Here is a 21,158-nt window from a genome sequence, read left to right as displayed (position 1 = left end):
TACTACATGGAAAGCTTTAGTTGCAGCTAAAGCCTGGGTCTCACTTTACCCAAATTCGTGGGTTATTATCCATACAACAATTTAAGAGGGATTCCCAACGCGTGGCATTATAGGTATCAGAGAGTTTAGTGATTATGGTGCAATCAAGCATTTAAGAGGGATTCACAACGCTTGGCATTTTTGCTTCTACTTCAATTTTAGTGTTTATGGCACAATGCTTTAGGTTTGGTTGGTAGCGTTGCTACCCCTTAATTGGGCGTTAGGTGCAAGGAGAACTAATGGATTTATCTGAAGTTTTAGGTATATCAGCAGCCATTTTAGGCACTTTAGGAGGTGGCGCTGGCATTATATTTGGAATGTCGAACTGGTTAGGAAAAGTCTGGGCAAATCGACTTATGGAGAAAGAAAAAGCTCAGTATTCTAAAGAGCTCGAGTCAATCAAGTCTTCATTACTTAAAGATTCAGAGAGTTACAAAATAAAACTAAAAAAGTCTGAGTTTATATTCGAGAAACAATACGAAGCATCATCAGAATTAGTTGCTTTAGTCAGGCAGTTTTTACCACCTCTTTTACACCAAGAAATGGACTGGCATGAGGCATGTGATGAGATAGCACACAATTTCAAATCTATAATCGCTTCACTCGAAAATTTCTTATCAAAACATGGTGCAATACTGGATGAGACTCCAAAGCAGTTATTAAGTAATGCTATTGGATTAGCTAGTCATCACCAATTTGATATTTCTGGAGCTGAAGTCCCTGACACAGCAAATAGCGCAGCAAACGATATTTACAATAAACTAATTAGCGCAGAAAAATATTTAACAAAACAGGTTCTTAATCAAACAAGCACCTAACAAGCACATGCAATCTGACCTCCAGCCACTGTCACTTTTTGTGCAAAAAGCCGCACAAAAAGCGCCAGTAGCCTCCGGCAGTTGATGTGTGCGTTAGCCGACAACCAGAAATTTGAGTTATGGAGAACAAAGTGAACGTAAGGAAAGCGATCAAGCAAGACTCCGGTAAGTTGCTCGAACTTATTGGACGCAAAGCTGAGTTTGACCGAAGTATGAAAGGGTTCGACGGTGAAATCTCCACGACTAAAGAGAAGATTGAACGAACCTTATTTGGTGACTATCCGTTCGCCCACGCTTTGCTATTGGAAGTAGATGGCGAAGTTCAAGGGTTCGCTTTGTTTCATTATCGTTATTCTTCCTTTCGCGGAGAGGCGTCTATTTGGCTTGATGATCTTCTCGTTGTTGGTAAACATCGGTCAAAGGGATACGGTGCTAAACTTATGCATGCTTTGAAAATGGTTGCTGAAGAGTCGTTAACTTCTCACATTTCATGGACTGCTAGCCCTTATAACACCCGAGCACACGAGTTCTACAAAAACTTAGGTGCAGAAGTCGATCGTATGGATGGTCAGCGCCCGTATTTCCGTTGGGCAATGTACGGCTAACAGCATTTGGAGCAATGGAAGGGAATGGTGTCATTGGCATGGAAGCCGCAGCAATGGCGTATTACGGGAAAAAGACATCACAACTTACTGATGATGAGTTCTATGGATTAATTGCCATGCCGATAGCGCCAAACTATTACCATCCTGTCAGCAACCCCGAGGTTCATGCCAAACGTGTACAAAGAATCAAGGTAATCGTCTCAGGTCAGTGTGCTGCCTCTGGCTGGTTCGATCTCACTTATGAACATTGTGCCAGCGGCGTTTAATAAAGAAATGCAGCCGACGTCTTACTTTGTGCACGGTCGCTGCGCTCCCTTTCTAGTGCAAAAAGCACACAAAGTAAGCCGCGCCTGATTGCGGCGTTATTTTTTGAGGGAACATGAAGCTTCATATCACGGGAAATGCTGGTTCTGGTAAAACGACGTTGGCTAAACAATTAGGGCAAGCTTTGAACATACCAGTCCAGAGTTTAGATAGCGTCGTTTGGAAAGATGGATGGGTTGCAGCTTCAAATGAGGAGCGTGCATTGGGTGAGCAAAAACTAGTTAAACAGAAACAGTGGATTATTGAGGGGGTCTCCAAAACTGTTCGAGATAGCGCTGACTATGTTATTTTTCTTGATGTCCCAAGGTATATTTGTGTAACCCGTTGCATTAAACGTAATCTACCTTACCTGTTTCGTTCTCGCCCTGAGCTTCCTGATAACTGCCCAGAGATCCTGATAATACCCAGATTATTTAAAATTATTTGGAATTTCCCGGAACGAGCCAAACCCAATATTTTTCAGTCTATGAAGCAAAAGAAAGGTGTTGTGATCAGTAAGGTGGTCAGCGTAGATGATCTTGTAGTAAAAATAAAAACTGACCTAAGCGCTTGTTGTGGGTAAAAATATAACAAATTGTTCAAGAGTGATTCGCAACGCGTGAAATTTTATTATTCAATAAGTTTAGTGGTTAAGGTAGTATGCGGGAGTTTCTGTATTGCGCTTATCACACTTTAGCAGGGCTACATGGACTCCCCCGGTTGTCAACAACAGCGTCAGGTAATGCAAGGTTTGGGACTGCCGCTCTACATTCGGTCTGTTAACTGGCATTCATGCCATGACCCTGATGACACTACGCGGTTGCGGTTCCTCATTCGTTAGACGGCATCGAAAGTGCCCGCCGCGCTATCAGGTTTTCCCGCAAAAGGTCTGAACCTTACACCATCATTGGCTATTGCAATGACCCGGTGAAGCAAGTGACTCCGTTGAAAAATGTTGCTCAATGCCATAGATAGATTGTGACATGGTGGCCTCTAGGGATTCGGTAATCAGACACGACTAAATGTGGCAAAGCCTGATGGGGGGCCATGTCATTCGTTAGGTTTGTAGAAGGTTTAAATGAAAGCTCACAATGATAAAGCTCTGAGACAGAGATACTCAGTGCGTCTAATGTCCAACCATAAGTGGATGAAATTCTTTCTTACAATGGCAGACTATGGAGCAGATTTTTCTGGTATCGAGTACCGCTTTACGGATACTGAAAGAGTTTTCTATGGTCATGCTCCTAGTAACCAACAGGTGTGGGATTCGGCAATTGATGATCCTGTTAAAGGCTGTGCTGGACCTGTCGAGTACAAGCATATTGAACGCATATTCATCCCAAGAGTTTATTCATATCAGCCTTATGAAAATGCTCCTACTACACACCGAGACCTGAATTTAGAGAGGTTTCTGAAGGAACTCTGTAAAGTTGGTGAATTTCCGATAGTGAGTACTGAGAAGGGTATCGAAATCTTGGGCTACGAAACCTAACCAACGATAATGCAGTCAATCATTAAAATCATGCTGATTTAGCATCTCATAAGACGCCATCGCGCAGCATAGAATGTTTTTTGGTGTATGAGCGAGTTTAGTCAGTTCTTGGGCCCAGTCATGGGCAAGCTGCATCCTGAAAATGGCTGGTGGGATGTTGCAAACGTCGAGAGAACTTTCGAGCGTGATATTGTTCAGTGGGTCATTACATTGCATTGGTGATCTTCACCGTGGATACTGAAACGATGTTTGGTTCAATCTATGCCATAGGCAGATCGTGACAGGGTGACCTCCGGTGATTTCGTAATCAGACTGACCAAGTGTGGCAAAGCCTGATGAGGGAGAGTCCTTGTCATTCGTTATATGCCAGAACAAGGAATGTGAATTAATGTCAGAAAAATATATGCTAAGAGCTTTAGATATATCCAAAATCGCTTTGCCTGGTTGTGCTCCAAATCCACCTGTTGGCTGCGTTCTTGTTAAAGATAATATGGTGGTATCTGAGGGTTATACTCAAGCCATTGGTGGAAACCATGCCGAAGTTCAAGCGCTCAATGCATATGATGGAGTGATGGACGGCGTAGTCGCCTATGTCACTTTAGAGCCTTGTTCTTTTGTTGGTCGTACACCTGCGTGCGCAAATACTCTCGTTGAGTCAGGCATTAAGCATGTTGTGGTTTCAATGGTTGATCCAGACAAGCGTAATAGTGGCAAGGGTATAGCTCTCCTTGAACAAGCGGGTATAAAGGTCGATATCGGTCTTTGTCATGAACAAGTCAGTAGTTTCATATCGAAGTATTTGGGGAAGTCGTAAAGGCATATCACAAAGCGTTGTGCCGTTGTTGGGACAATAAAAAACCAGCATTTTCAGCTGGTTTAAGAATCTGTTTTACTGAGCTGCTTTGACTCGAATCTTGCTTTTGGCAACGCTTGTCAGATGAAGTGCCGCAATCGCAGATTCTGCTTCTGAAACGTCAGGCATTTCGACGAAAGCAAAGCCTTTCGATAAACCCGTCTCTTGATCTAAAACGAGCGTGCATTCAGTGACTTCACCGTATTCAGAAAACAGTTTGCGGATATCGTGTTCAGTTGTTGTGCGTGCAAGGTTGCGAACTAAGAGTTTCATGGTTGTCCGTTGGTATAGAAGTAACGGCGAGTATTGTCTCAATAAAGACAGTTGCCACCAAGCGATAGTTTAACTTTGCCAAAAAATAGTTACACTTGGTGCAATCAACTGCACATCAAGCTCAATACCAACAACAAATTGTGACATGGTGGCCTTCAAGGATGTTGGAATCAGGCTTTCCAAGTGTGGCAAAGCCTGATGAGTCGCCGAGCGCGGTCGGTGTCAAAACAATCGAATTCAAACCAATCAAGCAGAAGAAGAGAAACAATGGATGATGTAACGATCACGCTGATCAATTTTGATCAAACATTAATTCTTAGCAAAAGTGATTTTAGCATCGCTGAGCAACACGAAGATGGTATTGAACTGCTTTATCAAGGTGAAATTCGTTGCCAGCCATATGTATATTTCAAGCCGTTACTGAACATAGACGATCGATCACAATACGATTATGAGATGTTGCTGTTTGAATGCTATGAAGACTTTGCTGAATTGCTTGAACAACATGTTGAATCGCATTCTGATCACTTTGTGATCCGCAGTCGTTTTGCACTCCGACAAGAAGACACCGAAACTTTATCCGGAATGGTGTTTTCATATCCTGAAGAGAGTGGTGTTTATCAATACCGCATTCAAAACTCGATCGTGCCGGTGGATGAATCCAGAATTTCATCGAATCCTTTAAACATTGATGTCGAAGGTAGTTTAACGGCTGAAAGAGTGGCAGTACCCTTGGTCGGATCCTATTTGTGTCCGACTGATTAGCGAGAATTTTTTGGATCGATTCAGAAGTCATGTGGTCAATTTTGATGTGGGACAGTCTATGCCATTTGTTGGATTTCCGGATGATCAGTAAGGAGCTGAACATTGAGCAATATGTTAGAGAAAGGGAAAGAGATTCTGTCGCAGCAGACTTTCAGTTTGCTTCTGGGAACAACCTTGGAAGCTTATGAGGCAGGATCCGCTGAATTGAGCCTTGAGGTGAGAGATGATCTCAAGCAAAACAATGGGTTTGCCCATGGTGGTGTCGTTAGCTATTTGGCTGATAACTGTATTACTTTTGCCGGAGCATCCGTACTGGGTCGATGTGTCACTTCAGAATACAAAGTGAACTATGTCAGGCCCGCAATCGGCGACAGATTGATCGCCAGGTCAACCGTTTTATACGCTGGAAAACGCCAAGCGACATGCGAGTGTAAGGTCTATGCCCAAACTGATGGGGAAGAAAAACTGGTCGCGGTTTCTCTTGGAACAATCAATAAGATTGAAGACAGCCACTGAAAACGGGATGAACAGAAACCTTGATGAATCATGCCTCTGAGGCGCTAAATTTTCACAACAATGAGCTGACTTATGAAACTCAAAACATTCATGACACTCTCGGTAACTCACTTGTCTGTAGGGGTTCTTGGTTTTGTGCTTGGGATATATCTGCTGCCTATCCTGATTGCCCCGCCAGCACCCACTGAAGCTGAAGTGATTCAAATCTCATCGCAGGCACAGTATTCAGCCATGTTCAGAAAAGACCTGAAAGACAGCGATACGTTTCACTGGGGAGAGGGGCAAGTATCCCTGACTGCTGAATTCATCACATTCATGGGGCAGCTTGCGCCTGGCCCGGATTATAAGTTGTATGTGTCTCCGGCGTTTGTCGAAACCGAAGCTGATTTTCAACGGCTGAAAAATGAGATGGCTCTTGTGGGGGATGTGAAGACTTTTGAAAATTTTGTTGTGAAAGTACCGCAAGATATCGACCTATCGGGGTACAATACGGTCATTGTGTGGTGTGAGTCATTTGGCGAATTTATCACGTCGGCTAAATACCAATAATCGTGGCGCACATACGCATGAATCATAACCTGTTTGACCCCTTCGAAAGGGGTGAGGCATATAAAGGAGAGTCACTTGCAAGCAGAAAACTTAAATCCCGATGCGCTACCGATTCAATCAGCAGAAAAAACACTGGAAAGAGCTCCAGACGCATACTTTTTCTCCACATCTACGTTCAAACTGGTCGTGATGTCGATATGCACCTTGGGGATCTATAATTTTTATTGGTTCTATAAAAATTGGATGCTGATTAGAGCAAGAACCGGACAAAATATGATGCCTTTTTGGCGGGCATTTTTTTCGCCGATCTGGGCATTCAGCTGTTTTGAACATATCAATAAATCTGCCAATGAAAAAAACATGCCACAGTCATTGCCTGTACTTTTTCTTGGCGGTATGTATTTTGTTTTTCAGCTCTTATCGAGATTACCTGATCCATATTGGCTTGTTTCCATATTAAGTTTCCTCTTTATTATTCCAGCGAATCGTCTTGCTTCCAGTGTTAACAAAGAAGCCATCCCTGATTTCATCAATAACGAAAGGTTTTCAGGTTGGAATTGGCTTGCAATTGTTGTTGGTTGTCTGTTTCATTTGATGTTATTAGTGAGTATTCTTTTGGAGGCGGGTTTAATTGGTTATTAATGTGAGTCTCGGTTGTGAAATATTGTGTTGTCGTATATCGTGTTGGTGTTGAATTTTAAAGTGTGAATTGCACAAGAGAAAATGGATATAAAATGAGAAGGATGTTTTGGGATGACTCATATATGCGGGATTGAATTAAAAGGCCATGAAGCGATTGTGACGGTTCTGGAAAAGCAAGCGGATGATTGTTTCATCGTGAAAACAATTGAGAAGAAGAAAATTACGCTTAATGATAGTGAACGTCGGGAAAGTGTTAAAGATTTTAAAGAAGAAATCAATCAACTGCTTGCCACGAACTCAGTTGAAAAAGTGTACATTAAAAAACGCAGTAAAAAAGGGGACTTTGCCGGAGGCGCGGATACTTTTAAAATGGAAGCGATGATACAAGATTCAGATGCCAACGATGTCATCTTGGTTTCTCCTCAGGCAATTGCTTCTTATCAAAAGAAAAACAATGCCGTCGCACCGAGTGAATTAAATAAATATCAGCACAATGCATTTTTCACGGCGATGGCAGGTTTTAATAAATAGGTTTAAAAACAGGGGGTTTATTCAAACAATACGCAGTTTTTTCAAGAATGAGTGAAATTTACCATGCCGATAGTTTCAGGGACGTGAGATGCACCGAGACAACTGGGGGCGTGCTCTGTTGAGAAGCATCACCTTAGTCGGCATGCTTTGTACTTCATCAAGGTAGTTTAAAACCCATTCTCGCAGAGAGAAAAAATGATCCTGAGATACCATTTCTAACCTTGCTGAAATTGTCGTCGGCTGATCCATCGTCGATTGTTAGGCGAGTTTCGGCAGAGATGTTGAGCAGAGAGTTAGATAGCTTGGGAACTGTTGCGAAAGATTTTGCAGATGTTTTTGCGTCGGATAAATCTACTGCTGTCTCAGAACGAGGGGAGTTCGCGCTCAAAAAATTGAAAGAGGCAGCGTACTAATTGCTGCGTGTTCAATTCGGATTAATGAATCCCTGAAAGCGTCGCCCCTAATTGGGTGCGACATATTCGGGGTTCATGGTCAGCAAAGCTTCACCTGCAATGCCAGTTTGTCGTATGGCTTCAGTCTTCGCGACAAATAAATTATCAAAGGTTGGCAGGTATGGGAAGTTACATCGCCACGGTTAAGAATTTTGCAAATTCTGATGGCCGTGTACGACGCAAAGATTTTTGGCTGTTTTGGTTCGTGCATTATGGAATCTGTTATCTGATACTTTTTCTCGGAGAATTGATTCAAGATGATCATGCACTCATTGCCGTGTATCTTTCCTTGAGTTTTATTCCTGCGTTAGCATCGATTGTCCGGCGTCTGCATGACACCAATCGGAGTGGCTGGTCAATGCTCGTGGTACTGATTCCTTTTGTCGGTGTGTTGATTGGACTGATGTTGCTGGTGGAGCAGGGCTCGCCGGGTGACAATGACTACGGTCCGGATCCAAAGGGCGTTATGGATCTCACGCATCCGGTCTGAACGGCGGGTTTGCATCTTTCGTGTGTATCAGGCGGCTTGGGATTTGAATCCGCCCGGTTGCAACGAAGGACAAGGGCAGTCACACTCAGTGTCACAGCGTGTTCTCACAAGTTGAGAAAGCATGAGAGAGAACGGAGGAGCTCAGGATGAGTCAGATATTTCACGGGTCATGTTTGTGCGGAAGCATTCGGTTTTCTGTGCGTGGTTTTCAACAGCAAGCCGCCAATTGCCATTGCACGATGTGCCGTAAATTTCATGGTGCAGCCTTTGGAACCCTGGTCGGTGTCCAAGGGCTCAACTGGATATCAGGTCAAGCGTTACTGAAAGATTATGTGGCTGACAATGGTACGATTCGTTCCTTTTGTCCGAACTGCGGTGCCAGTCTTGGTTTTCGTGGGAAAGAGGCGCCACTCGAAGCCATTGAACTTGCCATTGCCACGTTTGACGAAGACATTCCGGTCACCATTGATGCACAGATTTATACTGCTTACAAAGCGAACTGGTGTGAATTAAATCGGGAGCTTCCCGCATTTGCGGAAGGTCGTGAAACATAAATTCTCTTTTCCCCCTTCAGATTGAAACGACAAAGTGACTCGCGGAATCAGCAAAGGACAGCCTTGAATGCAGCTGAGAAAAGCCAGAGAACAGGAGTTCGAACAAATTTACCGGATGGGATTTGATGCCTGGGGGAATGGACTTTCCATGGATGCGTATCTTGAAGGTTGCCGGACAAGCGCCAAGTATCAATCGGGCGCTTGGTTTGTGCTGACCGTTGATGCCCAGCCGGTGGCTTCTTTGATTGTCTATTCGGGTCAGTTTGGTCTTCAGGAAGGGTGTTTCGGGATTGGCTCTGTTGCAACAGCGCCGGTAATGCGCAATCAAGGCTTTGGTTCTCAGATTGTGCGCAGGGCGACTCAGGCCTTGCTCGAACAACATGGCGCAAAAGCAGTTTATTTACACAGTGACATTGGCCATGGGTTTTATCAAAAACTCGGTTTTTTGTCATTAGAGGGAACAAACTGTTTTTGCCATTCATATCATCCGCATTATCTTCAATCTTCAGTCCCTTCGTATTTTTAATCTTTTGCTCTGTGTGAGTCACTCATACAGGGCGCAAAAGAAATGACCTCGATTGACATCGCCACCATCTCTTCTTTCTTGCTGCTGATGACATACCTTTCAATCCCACCGGACTTGTGATGACTCTCTCAAACAGACGGGGTAGCTTTCTTCTTGTTGTGAGCACTGCCGCCTAAGCTGTTCAACTAAATGCATTTTTTATTTGAGCGTAAGGGATTGAATGGACAACTTTTCACGTATTGGGTTGATGGGTTTAACTTTGGTTTTGAGCGGCTGCGGAAATGATGATGTGAATTTCGCAAGGCTGAGTTTTGATCATTCGGTTGTTGACGAGGACTATCGGAGAGATGACAACACGATTCAACAGGTTTATATGGATGGGCTGCATCAGATATTCAAAGAGGCTGGCATTGCACCAGAGGACGTGAAGATACACTTTGATGAAGAAAAGCTTGATTCGAGCAGTTTATTATTAAGTACATCTGAGAAAAAACAGATGACGGAAGCACAGAAGGTTGCGGTTCAAAATGCATTAGAACAAATTCTGGCAGATAAAAAACGCACGATGACAGTTCGTTTCTCGCTTCGTCCCGAAGAGATGAAAACAGATAAGAAGGAATACCGCGAGGAAGCTGCGAGACTGAACAAAGAGTATACAACGGAACTGACGGTGAAGGATGTCATGGTTGGCATTTCTTACAACATGTTGGATTCACTTTTAATGGCGATGCAAGGCACAAAGAGGAATGAGGGGGAAGCGTTCTGCACAGTTGCCCTGACATTGTCTCCCGTGCTGCCATTCAGCGGTTTAGTGGTGAACGATAAAGATGAGCAGCCAGTCAGTACATCTTTGATCAGAGGTCATGGATACTATGCTTATACGGTGCCTGCGGATATTCAATTGGGCGACCCTCATCTTCAAACGAAGTTGGATAACTCTCAGATATACCTTTCCACAGAAATTACCAATAGTTCCCAACGGTATATTCTTCGGCACAATCAGGGGAAGCGGGGCCTGAGACAGCTTGAGATTGAGTTGGGTTCATTGGGACCTGTCAATCACGAATATGGAAAGGTGACGGATTACGTCAGTTCATCTCTTGATCAAAAGTGCCGCAAAATGGCAGCTGAATTTGGCAGGCCGTTTTCTTTCAGCATGGGTGACTCGTTAGATCGATTGTCGTCGGTCGCTTTTTATTAATGTGTGAGTATGACCTTTTCTGGGCGGATGAGACTCAGGACAGGCACGTTTTTAAGTCATTCAAACCTGATGATTTGAATGATTCGATGCTGAAGAAAGAATGGGACAGTCATGGAACAGCCGTTTATCCAGGTCAATTTAAAAAATAAAGATTCATTAAAAGAAGCCATTGTGGCGTTTCAATCTCAATTACAGCAAGCCTATCAAGCCGGTGAATTGATTGATAACGTCGGTGGTTTTATTGCTCACGATCAAAAGCAGTTTCAGCCCTGCGACCTGTTCAACCCGGATCAGTTTAAAGCGATCTTCATGATGAGCAGTGACGATCAGTTTGAGTCCGAACCCATGGAATCCCTGACGGATGAAGCACTCCTAAGGCTCAGCAAAGATGATGCGTACCTGCGTTTTTCCCACATGGTGGTGTTTCAGCACGCCTTAGAACATGAAGACTTGAAACCCCTGATCGTCGCCTTCTGCGAAGTGCTGGTGGATTTCAGTCTGCGGGTAAATTCTTCCAACGAACTGTTTTTCTCATCCGATATGATGTTTGGGATTTACCTGCTGGTGCTACTGGCAGAGAAGTATCCGGAATATGCATATCTGGTTGGCGAGTACTACCCGGAAGACAGTGACTTTGAACAGATCATGTATCACAGCGCCAATTATATGGCGTATCTCTTCTATCAGCATGGCTATCGTCCTCTGGTGCTGGATGCGTACGCCAGTTGCCATTTTCCAGAAGTGTTTGGCTGTATCCGGTCGCATTACATGGCGTCGGAAAATTTTGTCCCCGATCTGCTGAAATGTTTTTTAGCTGATGAAAGCCGTTATCAATATTACAAAGATGCGCGGATTCAGGCATTCAAACGCCGGCCCAGAGATGTTGCCGGTGTTGATCCCTTTGAATTGATGGAATACGGCTTTAGCCAAGTCAGCGATGCTTATCATGACGACGGCACGTTTGCGGATGCGCTGATCTCGCGGGAAGCCGCCGCGGGCGAGTTTGATGACCTGAATTTCCATGGCCGGACCATTGCAGAGGAGCGTGAGGTATTTCGTCAGGCGTTGTATGACGCGGTGAAAGATGTGCCTCTGAACGATCTCTGGTATTACAATCAACCTGTTTATGACGAAACGACCACGCTGGCTGATATTCAGGATGACCCGTTCTATCAGGAATATGACGAGTATAACGAGTACGAAACCAACAAAAGCTTTTTCCTGAAGTGTTTCGCCAACGGTGAGCAGATTCTGGCTTATATCGAAAAGAACCAGCATCCCGAAGTTTTGGACCAGTTGCAGCCCGTCCACTTCAGACAGCTGGCGTTTGAGCACAAACACTATATTTACAAGCGTTTTGAATATTTCGGATCCGGCGGCTGGCGGTTGTCTTCAAATCTTGCTCAGGATATTACGCTGAAAGACATCATTGAGCGTTTTCTGGTGACCTATCAGAATCCGGACAGCTTCTATATTGAAGATGAAGGGCAAGCCGCTCAGAACGACAAGTGCCTGCGAACGCTGGATGTCCTGGTGCGTTTATTGGGGAAAAAAGAGCTGAGTGGCGAAGAACTCAAAATTATCGCGAATGATTTCGAGCTGTGCAGTAAACAGGAAGCCGCTGCCCGTTTTACGATCAGAGCGCTGAGTGCCGAAGAGATTCGGCAAAGGCTTTATGTCTTAATCAACAAACCCTTGCGCAGCCATATGGGTCTGACACGCCTTGAGGAGATTCACGGGCTTTATCAGCGGGATAAATCAGGCTTCGGCGAGATGCTGAACGATATTATTTTGCGCGCGTATCAGGATACCCCGGAGGATTTGTTAGCGGTTGTTCCTGCGCTGAATCAGACAGAATATGCGAAGGGCGCTCAGTTATTGTCGGTCGCATATATTTTGGCTCAGGAAGCCAGTGGCTTCTTTGCGGAGCCGGAGCTGGAACCGTTATGGGCGTTTTATCATCAGCATCTTTTCCCGAGTTTTTATCGTGAACTGGAACAGCGGAAAGCTTTGAATCATCCGTTTGAGGAAGATGAGCGTGAGAAAGTCACACGCCTGATCACTGGCATCCAAGCTTATGCAGATGCACAGGCGAAAGCCGCTGGGGGGTTGTTTGCCCGCTTTTTGCAGGTCTCAGAACAGGATGAAGCGGCACAGTCTGACGCCCCCATTTCCAGAGAGCAGGCGCTTGCCTTTGCCCGTGAGTTACTGGTCTTCAATCAAGCGGAAGAGGATGAAGAGGAAAGCACGTCACTCTTCGTGTCTGATGAAATCGGCATGATTCTGGCGTCGATGTTGTATGTTGCCCAAGTGGCAAAAAAACCACAGAAGCAGCAATACCTGTGTTTGTATGAACTGATTCTGCAGTTATTCCCGTCGACAACCTTATTGCTCAGCTTTATTGAATACTCTGAAGGCGGCAGGCATGGTTCTGACGCGACCGCAGATGAAGTGGAAGCGTTTTGCGATGTTCTGACGGATCTTAAATTAGACGAGAAGTATGCGTTTCTGTCCCGAATTCTGGTGGTGCATCAGGTCAACGAGTATCAGAATGATCTGGAGGACTTCAGTGATGACAAAGGTCTGAAGCGCCTGTACGAAACCGTGCTCAATATTTATCGCCATAAAGATGAGATAGACCCTGATGAGCCGCCAATGCTGGCTGCACGGGAGAGGAAGATTGCAGCAGCAATCACTGCCGCGGTTGATTTGCTGAATGCAGCGGATCGGGAAAAGTTTCTGAACTTTGTTTAAAGCTGCAGGTTTCTAGTTCTCTGCATGTTGTGTCTGAACCCCGCATTGATGCGGGGTTTTTTATTGATGACCCGGTTGAATGTTGTCTTGTTATCGGTGAACAGGCGTGAGTACCCTCCATCCCTGATTCATGAAGGTTGAGATGAACATTCAGGGGATATGGCATTTTCGTCTGATTTGTGTGATGAAGATGCGTGATCGGTCTAGCATGATAAACTGATGCACTTTGGGTTAAAGCAGTGATTCTTGGGTGACTGCGTTAAGATGGGTCCGGTGTGGCGGGCGCTGTATATCAATAGGAAAATAATGGAAATATTCGTGCTGTTTCTGGTGCCAATCATGATTCTCATTGGGCTTTTGTCTTTACCTAGTATTGCATATTTCTTTACAAAAAGAGAAAAGCGATTTGTGAGGTTTGATCGTTTATACAAAATTCATCAATTTAGAAAGGAAAGACTTTCAATTCAGGAGCGATTATTTCCTTTCTTAATTTTTATGGCATATTTTTCAATGCCAATGTTATTAATGCATCTGAAATGGTATCTGGAGAGTGGTGAGGGATACTTCATACTTCGGGGTGGTTTGATTTTATTCATATTCTTGGGGCCTGTCGTAAGCCAGTTTTGGCAATTGTATCAATCTTTCAGAAAATATAGACTGTTCACAACTGTATTATGGGCGGTGAATGTTCTGCTATCGGTAGTCATGATTGAACAAGGTAGTTTTTTGATTTTTCTTCTCAGTATACCCTTGGCACTTTGCTGGAAGAATAAGACTGAGCGGGTTTTCATTTTGTCGAAAAAATATAACAACACCTGATGGGTTTAATTTTGGGTGAATCTGTGGATATTTTTTAGAATTGTTGGGTTTTAAAACAGGTTAAAATGTTGATGAGTTTTCTTCGGCGGTTTATTGCCAAGGTGAACATGATGGTTTAATCAAATAGATAATGTTCGAAGGAGAGTGAAATTGAAGTCTTCAGAGTTTCATGAGAAATCAAAAAATGATGAAAAACATTTAGTCATCATTGAGGATGATATTGAATTGGCTAATTTACTCAGTGTTTTCTTCGAAAAAAATGGTTTCAATGTTTGTTTGAAACATTCAGGAAAATCTGGGCTTGATTATTCGCTGAAGCATCAACCAGATTTTGTTTTACTGGATTTGATGTTGCCCGAAGTTGATGGGATTAGTATCTGTCGTGCGCTTCAAAACCGATATCAGGGAAAAATCATTGTACTCACTGCAAGTGAAGATGATATTGATCAAATTATGCTGTTAGAAATGGGGGCTGATGACTATATTCAAAAACCTGTCAATCCTCGTATTATTCTTGCAAGGTTACGTAATTTGATCCGATTGTCTGCCAATCAGCGTAGTAGCCAGAATACTGAACAGTTGAAGGTGGGACAGTTCCAATTGAATATTCCTCGCCGTTCGGTTTATAAAGGTGAAGAAAGTTTGGATTTGACAGACAGCGAATTTCAACTGTTCAGTTTGCTTGCAAGAAATGCTGATAATATTGTGACGCGAGATGATATCTCAAGACAATTACTTGGCCGAGATTTTGACGGACTGGATCGTTCAATCGATAATAAAGTGATGAACCTAAGAAAAAAGATTGGAGATGAGTTACCCTACAAATTTATTATTACAGTCAGGGGAAAGGGGTACTTACTTGTTAATGATGAGCAGGAATAATGTTGTTAATACGATTTACATTGAAAGCAATTCTGTTTATGTTTGTTTTCTCACAAACATACCCTTGGCTGGCATCCGTTGCAACACAATATTTTTCCAGCAGTTTAAAAAAAGATGTTGAGTTAGATTATCTTGCTTATGTTTATGCGCTGGAATCGGCAAGACCTTCATTGTCTGAAAATCAGTGGTATGAACTTCTGGATGAAATCTCTTCCAAAACCAACTTAAAAATTAAATCGTTACCATCTGATGAAGATATTACGACAGAACCGAGGATTAAAGTAGAACATATTCATGACGAGCATTTGCAAACGATCACAGCAAAAATATTGGATAAAGAACTCATTCAACTATCAGCACTTGATGTAGATGAAAATGCTGAATTCATTTTAACACTGATTCAATTCATTTTGCCATTGGGCCTCATTATTTTAATCTTTTTTTTCTATACCTTATGGCTTCAATACCGATTGCGGAAATTAGAAAATGCAAGTCAGTTAATTGCAAATGGAGACCTATCTATCCGGGTAGATACAGGTTTTAAAGCCGTGGGGCGCGTGAATCAAACCTTTAATCATATGGCAGATAAACTTCAACTCATGTTTCACCGGCAAAGAAGTCTGTTACGTGCTATATCTCATGAGTTGAAAACACCTTTGTTTCGGCTTCAATTGAAGTTGGACTTAATTGACTTGGATGAGCTCCCTGCCAATACGCAACAGCAGATAAAATCGTTATTGAAAGATTGTGATGAAATGGAATCATTGATCTTTGAAATTCTTGAATTCAGTAAGCACGAATCACTATCCACGCCGCCAGAGTTGTTCACTGTCAATTTGAGTGAACTGATTGGAAATCAAGTTCAAACCTTGAGGCAGCATTGTGATAAACCAATATCACTCTATTGTGAACCTTTAATTTATATTTCTGCATCAGAAATCGGCATTCAGCGTGTCATTAATAATTTAGTGTTCAATGCGGACCAGTATGCAGCACAACATATTTCTGTTTCATTAAATCAGTGTGAGCGAGTGATTTATTTAATCGTTGAAGATGATGGGGTTGGGATACCAGAAGAAAAAAGAGCATTAATATTCCAGCCATTCTACCGTTTGGATGAAAGCCGTTCTAAGGAGACTGGCGGTGTTGGATTAGGGCTTGCGATCGTACAAGAAATACTTCATCAGCATCAGGCATCAATCGCGGTGGAAAGAAGTCAGTGGGGTGGGGCGCGATTTGTAATCCAATTCACAGATCACAGGGCGTTGTCTGCGACAAACAATAGACAAAAACAGACAAAACAGTGACGAAAATTAACGCACTGAAAGATTAGAATTTTTCCTGACATTTTAACAACAGAATGAAGGGAGAAAGATGATGAATTTCAACGCTTACTTTTCGATACCGTTACTTTGCGCTGCTCTGATGGGATGTAATTCTGACCTTCCACCAGCTTCAAATGAGCAAATGAAAGGCCTGTGGTATTCGCCGCTGTATGGTGAAATCAAGCAAATCTCGGTGAATGATGTTCAAACCTGGCAAGTGACGTCAAATATCTGCTTTCAGAGCATTACCCAGGACCCGTTTGATTTAATGAGAAATCATAGCGTTCGTCTCGGTGACACGCTGATTTATCACCGTCCCTATGATACAGCCCCTGTGTCCTACACTCGCATTCAAAATTTAGACGAAATTTGTACTGGTGGGTTGATTCGGACCATTGATGATCCAGATTACCAGTTTAATGCCCAAGAAGTGTTTCGTATATTTTGGTTGGATATGAAAGAACATTATGCTTTCTTGAAAGAACGAAAAATGGACTGGGAAGAGATTGATGAGAATTATTATGATGACTTATCTAATCAGAATGAAGCGGGACTGCTCGCAGTATTTTCTGAAATATTAAAGCAATTAAATGACGGGCATACGCGTTTATATTTTGACCTTGAACAGGAACCGATTAGTTATGAAGCAAAACCACACTTGAGTGTGCTGTTGATGCAGGAAGCTATTGAGGATGGTTTAATTGGTGAGCAGATTGACGGCTATATTCAAAATCAACGTAAAAAGATCATTGAAAACATAAGCCTGTATATGAATGCACAGACTCGTACTGGATATATTCAGCGTGCTAAAAATCAGAATCTGGGCGTGAACTGGGGGATTGTTGAATACGACAGAAATTCAACTGGATATTTATCTATAGATCATTTTGTGAATTATATAGACTCCTCTGGTATAGAAAAGGAAGATATATCCTATGCAAATGAGAAATTCAATGTTTTATTGGATGAAATTTTCGAAAATTTAAATGAAACAGAACAGTTAATTATTGATGTTCGTGATAATGAAGGTGGCTATGATTTGCAGGCACTTGAGCTGATCAAACGTTTTTTGAAAGATGAGCAACTTGTGTGGGATATCAGTACGGCTTTTGAAGGGAAATTATGGCCCAGCAATTTAGTTTATGCGAAACCGGAGCGTGATCGCCGTTATCAGGGCGATGTTATTTTACTCACTTCAAATGGGACATTCAGTGCAGGGGAAACATTTGCATTAGCTATGGCTGCGCTTCCTCAAGTGCGGATCCTCGGTGAGGCAACTGGTGGTGCGACTTCTGATACGTTTCTACGCATGCTTCCGAATGGTTGGTTGTATGAAATGAGCAATGAATATTATCAAAACAGTGATAGTGTGAACGCTGAAGTCACAGGTGTTCTGCCAGATATTGATGTTCATCCTTATGAGAGAAGTTCGAGAGAAGCTGGTCTGGATTCGGCCTTGGAAAAAGCTTTCGAAGTGATACAGAACAATCAATAAGACCAGCGTGTCGTTTTAGAGGCAAAAGGGCATCATTTGATGTCCTTTTTGCTTTTGGATGTATCGACAATGAGGCTGAGCGCGACAGGGTGCCTTTTAGCGTTCAGATTCGTGTTGTGGTCGCATTTGAAATCCCCGTCTGGATATCATTGATGGTGCAGGCTGAAATGGCACAAAGTCGATTTATGCCGGTTATCATTTTCAATCAATGCATCAACCGGATAAAGAACAGTATCCATGGCGGCAGATGCCAGTATATCCGCGAGGGACACTGGGATCGTGAATATGATTAAGGGTGGCGCATTGACAAATAACGCAAAGTTGCAGTTTGCCGCGTTTTCCAGCGCATAGTCAAAGCCTGCATACGGATGACCGTTTTGATGATTTTCACCGACCCGGGCGATGAGACTGGAACAGCCAGATAGTAAAATGGCGAGGAGAAGGACAGAAAATTTTTTCATCGTGTCGTGTTTGTATGATGTGTAAATAAGAAAGGCGACACATAGTCACAGAAGTTTAGTGAAATGTAAGCCATATTTTTCAGACATATCTGTGCATCAAGGGGGAAACGTCAGGTAAACCCGGATAACACTCCGTTACGGTATTTTTGTTCTACGTCGCAACGCCTTGCATTAGTATGCCGCCCACCGTAACTGATTGCTTGAAGGGCCAAAATGAAAAAGTCTCTGATGATATTGACGCTGATGTCTGTTTTAGTGGGGTGTGAAGAGGCAACGAACGCCATGAACCAAGCACAGGATGCTGCGAATCAAGCGGTGAGTCATGTGCAGAAGACCGTTGAATCGGTCGATTTGAGCCAGTTGCACTTTGACCAGTTGGGGGATGCCGCGCAGTCGGCGAAAGATTTTGCGGGTTCTGTTGAGAAAATGGCAAAAACGGATCTGACCGATCCAACGGCCGTGGTTGATGCCACAGAGCATATTGCCAATGCGTATCGCTGTTTTATGGACGCTGCATCAGAAGCAACGGCAGAAGGCTTGTTGGATAAGGTGTTGTCTTCAGTGCAAGACAAAGATGTCGCGGCGCTGATTGAACAGAGTGCAGAAAAAGCAAAGCATTTGAAAAGCTGTGCCAGCTAATTCCTGAGCGTCATGCTGACTTGAGAACACTGGATTTCAATCTGATGGAATCACTGATTCAGGCCATGCTTCTGTCATGGCCTTTTTTCATGCTGAGTTTGAACCCCCAGAAAGCGTCGGATTTTTTCATGGCGGTCTGATTCACCTTCCAGCATAGTTAACATCAAGTACCTGATGGCATAAAGCATTGAGTTTCATGGGAATTGTAGTGAATGTCTGACTGTGATTCATGTATCTTCAGTGAATCATGGCGAGAATAAATACCATTTCAGAATGATACTTTTGATTTTGGCTGACTATTTTTATGTCTGCTTCACATTTTAGTGTGTGCGCAATGATGAAGGTCATCGTATTGTGATACACAAAGCTGGCCCCCAGTTACGGACAAACCATGTGCACTTTGATACGCGTGTGTTTGCTGGGGATGAGAAGAAAGTAAATTGGACTGCAGATGAGCATTGGGCACTGGGAGGGATCAGCGAGCGTTTGGGGGGCGTTCCCTGTGCTACCACGGTGTCATGCTGCCACTGGAAGATAGGGCGCTGAACAGCTGGCCGGAAATCTGGCAGAAGCGTCTGAAGGGACCGACAGGTTTATATCGTCAGCTTCAGCAGGAATTTACCGCGAAATATCCGGAAATGAGCCGAAGCCAGGCCGTGAATCTGCCATTCAATCATGCGCCGCAAGCGGCTGTGGTGGGTGAAAGCGCAGCATTCACTTCCTACAGTCCGTTATATCAGCTTGAACCCTTGATTCGGGATGGCGTGATTACGATTGAGCGGGCCACGATCAGTCAAGTCGAAAAGAAATCAGATGGTTTTTATCTGGTGGATGCGCAGGGCTAAACCGTGAGTACAACAGGGTTTGAGCGGTGCATTTTATCGGCTTCAGCTTTGGTGAATAACATGATTATTACGCAGTCGCTGGCCCGTTCGACGATTGCGCAAGTCACCGATCATTATTGTATTGGTGTCGCTGTGAAAGTGCATGAAGGGGAGCGAATTGCTGATTATCGCCATGAAATGCTGTGGCATGGATTCAGTGAACATCATGATCTGAACGCGAATATTTTTGTGGTCGAGCGGAACAACTTCGACAACGGCGATCGTTTGCTGTTGCTGATGGCCGTGATGGAACAGAATCCGGCGCTGTCTGATTACAGTGAATTGCATTGTCGCTACCACGAAGGGAAAACCACCCTGGAGATCCAGTCGAAACATTCGGATGCTGTGATTGAAAATTATAACCAGCTTGCCAGTCGGGTCGTGGATTTCGCCAGTACTCAGCTGGGGTCCGGTTATCGCCATTGCATGATACGGCTGTCGAGCAGTCGGCGGCTTTTTTTGGTGCTTCGGAAGGTATTGATTTCGAGCAGGCACTGGATGCCCTGAATGAAACGGAACGCACCAATATTTATACCCGATTCGTGTTCCCTTACGGGGCTTATGAACATGAAAGTTGCACGCATCCGATTGGCGGCCATGGCGATATTGCGCTCACAGATTCATTGAGAAACCTTGATCCAGTGAAAAAAAAGTGGAATGATTCCGGATGATGACCTATTTATAGGTATGCTGGAAAAGTCGAATCTGAATATATGATTCAACCTTATTGACGTGACAAACATATTTCATCCCGTTTGAGTTTCAGATAAAGGATGAGGTTGAGCGTATGTCATTTTGATGGATAAATGATGAAATTTTTATTGTTAATATTGCTTTTGATGACATCACTTCAGGCGAAGGCGGATTTCTCGGTGAAAGACGTTGATCCGAGCCTGGTGATGGTTTCTTATGGATTTCAATATCGGATTCTGGTTTATTCAATCTGTTCCCCAGAACATTGCTGGAGTGAAACCTATCTTCAGTCGGTCTCATTGGGTACGGCGTCTCCGGAGATATTATGCAGTCGTAAACTCAATGAAATTGCGCTGGGTCATGTGATCTCTGATATTCATTGGGAAAAGGTCAATGGTGTACCCAAAGCGCAATTGTCAGCCAGTGCTGCGCATGGTGGGTTTGAGCCCCGAGTGATTCAACTGATGCCTTCAGATGATTGTTCCTATCAGATGGCGGGGTATTCTGAGAGCGGATTCTAATGTCTCTTAACCGGGTTTTTATCGTTTAATCTGCAAAGGAATCGTCTGTTTTTTGTGAATTAATTATCATATATAA

The 21,158-nt window shown here is 43.5% G+C and carries 26 protein-coding genes; 24 read left to right on the top strand and 2 right to left on the bottom strand.

What is annotated here, in order from left to right:
* The first annotated feature begins 278 nt into the window (after positions 1 to 278).
* The 6 genes from Q4579_RS15290 to Q4579_RS15260 all read left to right on the top strand — a co-directional run bounded on the left by Q4579_RS15290 (position 279) and on the right by Q4579_RS15260 (position 4,071).
* Positions 279 to 857, top strand: a complete 579-nt coding sequence (locus Q4579_RS15290) for a hypothetical protein (protein ID WP_303565398.1) — start codon at positions 279 to 281, stop codon at positions 855 to 857.
* Between the two features lie 119 nt (positions 858 to 976).
* Positions 977 to 1,462: a GNAT family N-acetyltransferase gene (locus tag Q4579_RS15285; RefSeq protein WP_303565396.1), complete on the top strand. Its 486-nt coding sequence runs from the start codon at positions 977 to 979 to the stop codon at positions 1,460 to 1,462.
* Positions 1,463 to 1,476: 14 nt separating this feature from the next.
* Positions 1,477 to 1,728: a transglycosylase domain-containing protein gene (locus Q4579_RS15280; protein WP_303565395.1), complete on the top strand. Its 252-nt coding sequence runs from the start codon at positions 1,477 to 1,479 to the stop codon at positions 1,726 to 1,728.
* Positions 1,729 to 1,841: 113 nt separating this feature from the next.
* Positions 1,842 to 2,348 (top strand): hypothetical protein, encoded by a 507-nt coding sequence (locus tag Q4579_RS15275; protein ID WP_303565393.1) that lies wholly within the window; start codon positions 1,842 to 1,844, stop codon positions 2,346 to 2,348.
* Positions 2,349 to 2,843: 495 nt separating this feature from the next.
* Complete coding sequence (locus Q4579_RS15265; protein WP_303565392.1) at positions 2,844 to 3,257, top strand: hypothetical protein; 414 nt, start codon at positions 2,844 to 2,846, stop codon at positions 3,255 to 3,257.
* A gap of 388 nt (positions 3,258 to 3,645) precedes the next feature.
* Positions 3,646 to 4,071 (top strand): bifunctional diaminohydroxyphosphoribosylaminopyrimidine deaminase/5-amino-6-(5-phosphoribosylamino)uracil reductase RibD, encoded by a 426-nt coding sequence (locus tag Q4579_RS15260; RefSeq protein ID WP_303565391.1) that lies wholly within the window; start codon positions 3,646 to 3,648, stop codon positions 4,069 to 4,071.
* 75 nt (positions 4,072 to 4,146) lie between these two features.
* Here Q4579_RS15260 and Q4579_RS15250 read toward each other — a convergent pair whose 3' ends face one another.
* A complete protein-coding gene (locus tag Q4579_RS15250) occupies positions 4,147 to 4,383 on the bottom strand; it encodes an RNA-binding protein (RefSeq protein WP_303565389.1) in 237 nt (78 codons plus the stop codon).
* Positions 4,384 to 4,650: 267 nt separating this feature from the next.
* On the opposite strand from Q4579_RS15250, the gene Q4579_RS15245 reads away from it, so the two are divergent.
* From Q4579_RS15245 to Q4579_RS15180, 14 genes are all read left to right on the top strand, one after another.
* Positions 4,651 to 5,148, top strand: a complete 498-nt coding sequence (locus tag Q4579_RS15245) for a hypothetical protein (RefSeq protein WP_303565388.1) — start codon at positions 4,651 to 4,653, stop codon at positions 5,146 to 5,148.
* Positions 5,149 to 5,259: 111 nt separating this feature from the next.
* The gene (locus tag Q4579_RS15240) at positions 5,260 to 5,664 is read left to right on the top strand and encodes a PaaI family thioesterase (protein ID WP_303565405.1); all 405 of its coding nucleotides are present in this window, start codon (positions 5,260 to 5,262) and stop codon (positions 5,662 to 5,664) included.
* A gap of 72 nt (positions 5,665 to 5,736) precedes the next feature.
* Positions 5,737 to 6,213, top strand: a complete 477-nt coding sequence (locus tag Q4579_RS15235) for a DM13 domain-containing protein (protein ID WP_303565386.1) — start codon at positions 5,737 to 5,739, stop codon at positions 6,211 to 6,213.
* Positions 6,214 to 6,288: 75 nt separating this feature from the next.
* Positions 6,289 to 6,855 carry a hypothetical protein gene (locus Q4579_RS15230; protein WP_303565385.1) on the top strand — a complete coding sequence of 189 codons (567 nt, stop codon included), beginning with the start codon at positions 6,289 to 6,291 and terminating at the stop codon, positions 6,853 to 6,855.
* A 111-nt stretch (positions 6,856 to 6,966) separates the two neighbouring features.
* Positions 6,967 to 7,386, top strand: coding sequence for a DUF3010 family protein (locus Q4579_RS15225; RefSeq protein WP_303565384.1), 420 nt, complete (start codon positions 6,967 to 6,969; stop codon positions 7,384 to 7,386).
* A 573-nt stretch (positions 7,387 to 7,959) separates the two neighbouring features.
* On the top strand, positions 7,960 to 8,328 hold the full coding sequence (locus Q4579_RS15220; RefSeq protein WP_303565382.1) for a DUF805 domain-containing protein: 369 nt from the start codon (positions 7,960 to 7,962) through the stop codon (positions 8,326 to 8,328).
* 146 nt (positions 8,329 to 8,474) lie between these two features.
* Positions 8,475 to 8,882: a GFA family protein gene (locus Q4579_RS15215; protein WP_303565381.1), complete on the top strand. Its 408-nt coding sequence runs from the start codon at positions 8,475 to 8,477 to the stop codon at positions 8,880 to 8,882.
* Between the two features lie 67 nt (positions 8,883 to 8,949).
* Positions 8,950 to 9,408 carry a GNAT family N-acetyltransferase gene (locus Q4579_RS15210; protein ID WP_303565380.1) on the top strand — a complete coding sequence of 153 codons (459 nt, stop codon included), beginning with the start codon at positions 8,950 to 8,952 and terminating at the stop codon, positions 9,406 to 9,408.
* Positions 9,409 to 9,628: 220 nt separating this feature from the next.
* A complete protein-coding gene (locus Q4579_RS15205) occupies positions 9,629 to 10,609 on the top strand; it encodes a hypothetical protein (protein ID WP_303565379.1) in 981 nt (326 codons plus the stop codon).
* A 111-nt stretch (positions 10,610 to 10,720) separates the two neighbouring features.
* Positions 10,721 to 13,363: a hypothetical protein gene (locus Q4579_RS15200; protein ID WP_303565378.1), complete on the top strand. Its 2,643-nt coding sequence runs from the start codon at positions 10,721 to 10,723 to the stop codon at positions 13,361 to 13,363.
* Positions 13,364 to 13,681: 318 nt separating this feature from the next.
* Entirely contained in the window at positions 13,682 to 14,182 is a 501-nt protein-coding gene (locus tag Q4579_RS15195; protein ID WP_303565377.1) for a hypothetical protein, read from the top strand.
* 150 nt (positions 14,183 to 14,332) lie between these two features.
* On the top strand, positions 14,333 to 15,064 hold the full coding sequence (locus Q4579_RS15190) for a response regulator transcription factor (RefSeq protein ID WP_303565376.1): 732 nt from the start codon (positions 14,333 to 14,335) through the stop codon (positions 15,062 to 15,064).
* Positions 15,064 to 16,371: an ATP-binding protein gene (locus Q4579_RS15185; RefSeq protein ID WP_303565375.1), complete on the top strand. Its 1,308-nt coding sequence runs from the start codon at positions 15,064 to 15,066 to the stop codon at positions 16,369 to 16,371. The genes Q4579_RS15190 and Q4579_RS15185 overlap by 1 nt, the downstream gene beginning before the upstream one ends.
* 70 nt (positions 16,372 to 16,441) lie before the next feature.
* The gene (locus Q4579_RS15180; RefSeq protein WP_303565374.1) at positions 16,442 to 17,884 is read left to right on the top strand and encodes a S41 family peptidase; all 1,443 of its coding nucleotides are present in this window, start codon (positions 16,442 to 16,444) and stop codon (positions 17,882 to 17,884) included.
* Positions 17,885 to 18,030: 146 nt separating this feature from the next.
* Here Q4579_RS15180 and Q4579_RS15175 read toward each other — a convergent pair whose 3' ends face one another.
* Positions 18,031 to 18,345, bottom strand: coding sequence for a YceK/YidQ family lipoprotein (locus tag Q4579_RS15175; RefSeq protein WP_303565373.1), 315 nt, complete (start codon positions 18,343 to 18,345; stop codon positions 18,031 to 18,033).
* Positions 18,346 to 18,558: 213 nt separating this feature from the next.
* On the opposite strand from Q4579_RS15175, the gene Q4579_RS15170 reads away from it, so the two are divergent.
* From Q4579_RS15170 to Q4579_RS15155, 4 genes are all read left to right on the top strand, one after another.
* Entirely contained in the window at positions 18,559 to 18,984 is a 426-nt protein-coding gene (locus tag Q4579_RS15170) for a hypothetical protein (RefSeq protein WP_303565371.1), read from the top strand.
* A gap of 458 nt (positions 18,985 to 19,442) precedes the next feature.
* Positions 19,443 to 19,829: a hypothetical protein gene (locus Q4579_RS15165; RefSeq protein ID WP_303565370.1), complete on the top strand. Its 387-nt coding sequence runs from the start codon at positions 19,443 to 19,445 to the stop codon at positions 19,827 to 19,829.
* 60 nt (positions 19,830 to 19,889) lie between these two features.
* Entirely contained in the window at positions 19,890 to 20,375 is a 486-nt protein-coding gene (locus Q4579_RS15160) for a hypothetical protein (protein WP_303565369.1), read from the top strand.
* A gap of 302 nt (positions 20,376 to 20,677) precedes the next feature.
* Complete coding sequence (locus Q4579_RS15155) at positions 20,678 to 21,082, top strand: hypothetical protein (protein ID WP_303565368.1); 405 nt, start codon at positions 20,678 to 20,680, stop codon at positions 21,080 to 21,082.
* The last annotated feature ends 76 nt before the right edge of the window (positions 21,083 to 21,158 follow it).

It is taken from the genome of Photobacterium sp. 1_MG-2023, from assembly GCF_030547945.1.
In the GTDB taxonomy this organism is placed as follows: Bacteria; Pseudomonadota; Gammaproteobacteria; order Enterobacterales; family Vibrionaceae; genus Photobacterium.
This window is presented reverse-complemented; position numbering and strand designations above follow the sequence as displayed.

Bases quoted from the DNA above. Each gene is read 5' to 3' on its own strand.
- Q4579_RS15280 (WP_303565395.1), top strand. From the start codon at position 1,477: ATGGAAGGGAATGGTGTCATTGGCATGGAAGCCGCAGCAATGGCGTAT.
- Q4579_RS15240 (WP_303565405.1), top strand. From the start codon at position 5,260: ATGTTAGAGAAAGGGAAAGAGATTCTGTCGCAGCAGACTTTCAGTTTG.
- Q4579_RS15250 (WP_303565389.1), bottom strand. From the start codon at position 4,383: ATGAAACTCTTAGTTCGCAACCTTGCACGCACAACAACTGAACACGAT.
- Q4579_RS15285 (WP_303565396.1), top strand. From the start codon at position 977: ATGGAGAACAAAGTGAACGTAAGGAAAGCGATCAAGCAAGACTCCGGT.
- Q4579_RS15205 (WP_303565379.1), top strand. From the start codon at position 9,629: ATGGACAACTTTTCACGTATTGGGTTGATGGGTTTAACTTTGGTTTTG.
- Q4579_RS15160 (WP_303565369.1), top strand. From the start codon at position 19,890: ATGATTATTACGCAGTCGCTGGCCCGTTCGACGATTGCGCAAGTCACC.
- Q4579_RS15265 (WP_303565392.1), top strand. From the start codon at position 2,844: ATGAAAGCTCACAATGATAAAGCTCTGAGACAGAGATACTCAGTGCGT.
- Q4579_RS15220 (WP_303565382.1), top strand. From the start codon at position 7,960: ATGGGAAGTTACATCGCCACGGTTAAGAATTTTGCAAATTCTGATGGC.
- Q4579_RS15210 (WP_303565380.1), top strand. From the start codon at position 8,950: ATGCAGCTGAGAAAAGCCAGAGAACAGGAGTTCGAACAAATTTACCGG.
- Q4579_RS15185 (WP_303565375.1), top strand. From the start codon at position 15,064: ATGTTGTTAATACGATTTACATTGAAAGCAATTCTGTTTATGTTTGTT.
- Q4579_RS15180 (WP_303565374.1), top strand. From the start codon at position 16,442: ATGAATTTCAACGCTTACTTTTCGATACCGTTACTTTGCGCTGCTCTG.
- Q4579_RS15260 (WP_303565391.1), top strand. From the start codon at position 3,646: ATGTCAGAAAAATATATGCTAAGAGCTTTAGATATATCCAAAATCGCT.
- Q4579_RS15215 (WP_303565381.1), top strand. From the start codon at position 8,475: ATGAGTCAGATATTTCACGGGTCATGTTTGTGCGGAAGCATTCGGTTT.
- Q4579_RS15170 (WP_303565371.1), top strand. From the start codon at position 18,559: ATGAAAAAGTCTCTGATGATATTGACGCTGATGTCTGTTTTAGTGGGG.
- Q4579_RS15200 (WP_303565378.1), top strand. From the start codon at position 10,721: ATGGAACAGCCGTTTATCCAGGTCAATTTAAAAAATAAAGATTCATTA.
- Q4579_RS15245 (WP_303565388.1), top strand. From the start codon at position 4,651: ATGGATGATGTAACGATCACGCTGATCAATTTTGATCAAACATTAATT.
- Q4579_RS15290 (WP_303565398.1), top strand. From the start codon at position 279: ATGGATTTATCTGAAGTTTTAGGTATATCAGCAGCCATTTTAGGCACT.
- Q4579_RS15155 (WP_303565368.1), top strand. From the start codon at position 20,678: ATGAAATTTTTATTGTTAATATTGCTTTTGATGACATCACTTCAGGCG.
- Q4579_RS15275 (WP_303565393.1), top strand. From the start codon at position 1,842: ATGAAGCTTCATATCACGGGAAATGCTGGTTCTGGTAAAACGACGTTG.
- Q4579_RS15175 (WP_303565373.1), bottom strand. From the start codon at position 18,345: ATGAAAAAATTTTCTGTCCTTCTCCTCGCCATTTTACTATCTGGCTGT.
- Q4579_RS15235 (WP_303565386.1), top strand. From the start codon at position 5,737: ATGAAACTCAAAACATTCATGACACTCTCGGTAACTCACTTGTCTGTA.
- Q4579_RS15225 (WP_303565384.1), top strand. From the start codon at position 6,967: ATGACTCATATATGCGGGATTGAATTAAAAGGCCATGAAGCGATTGTG.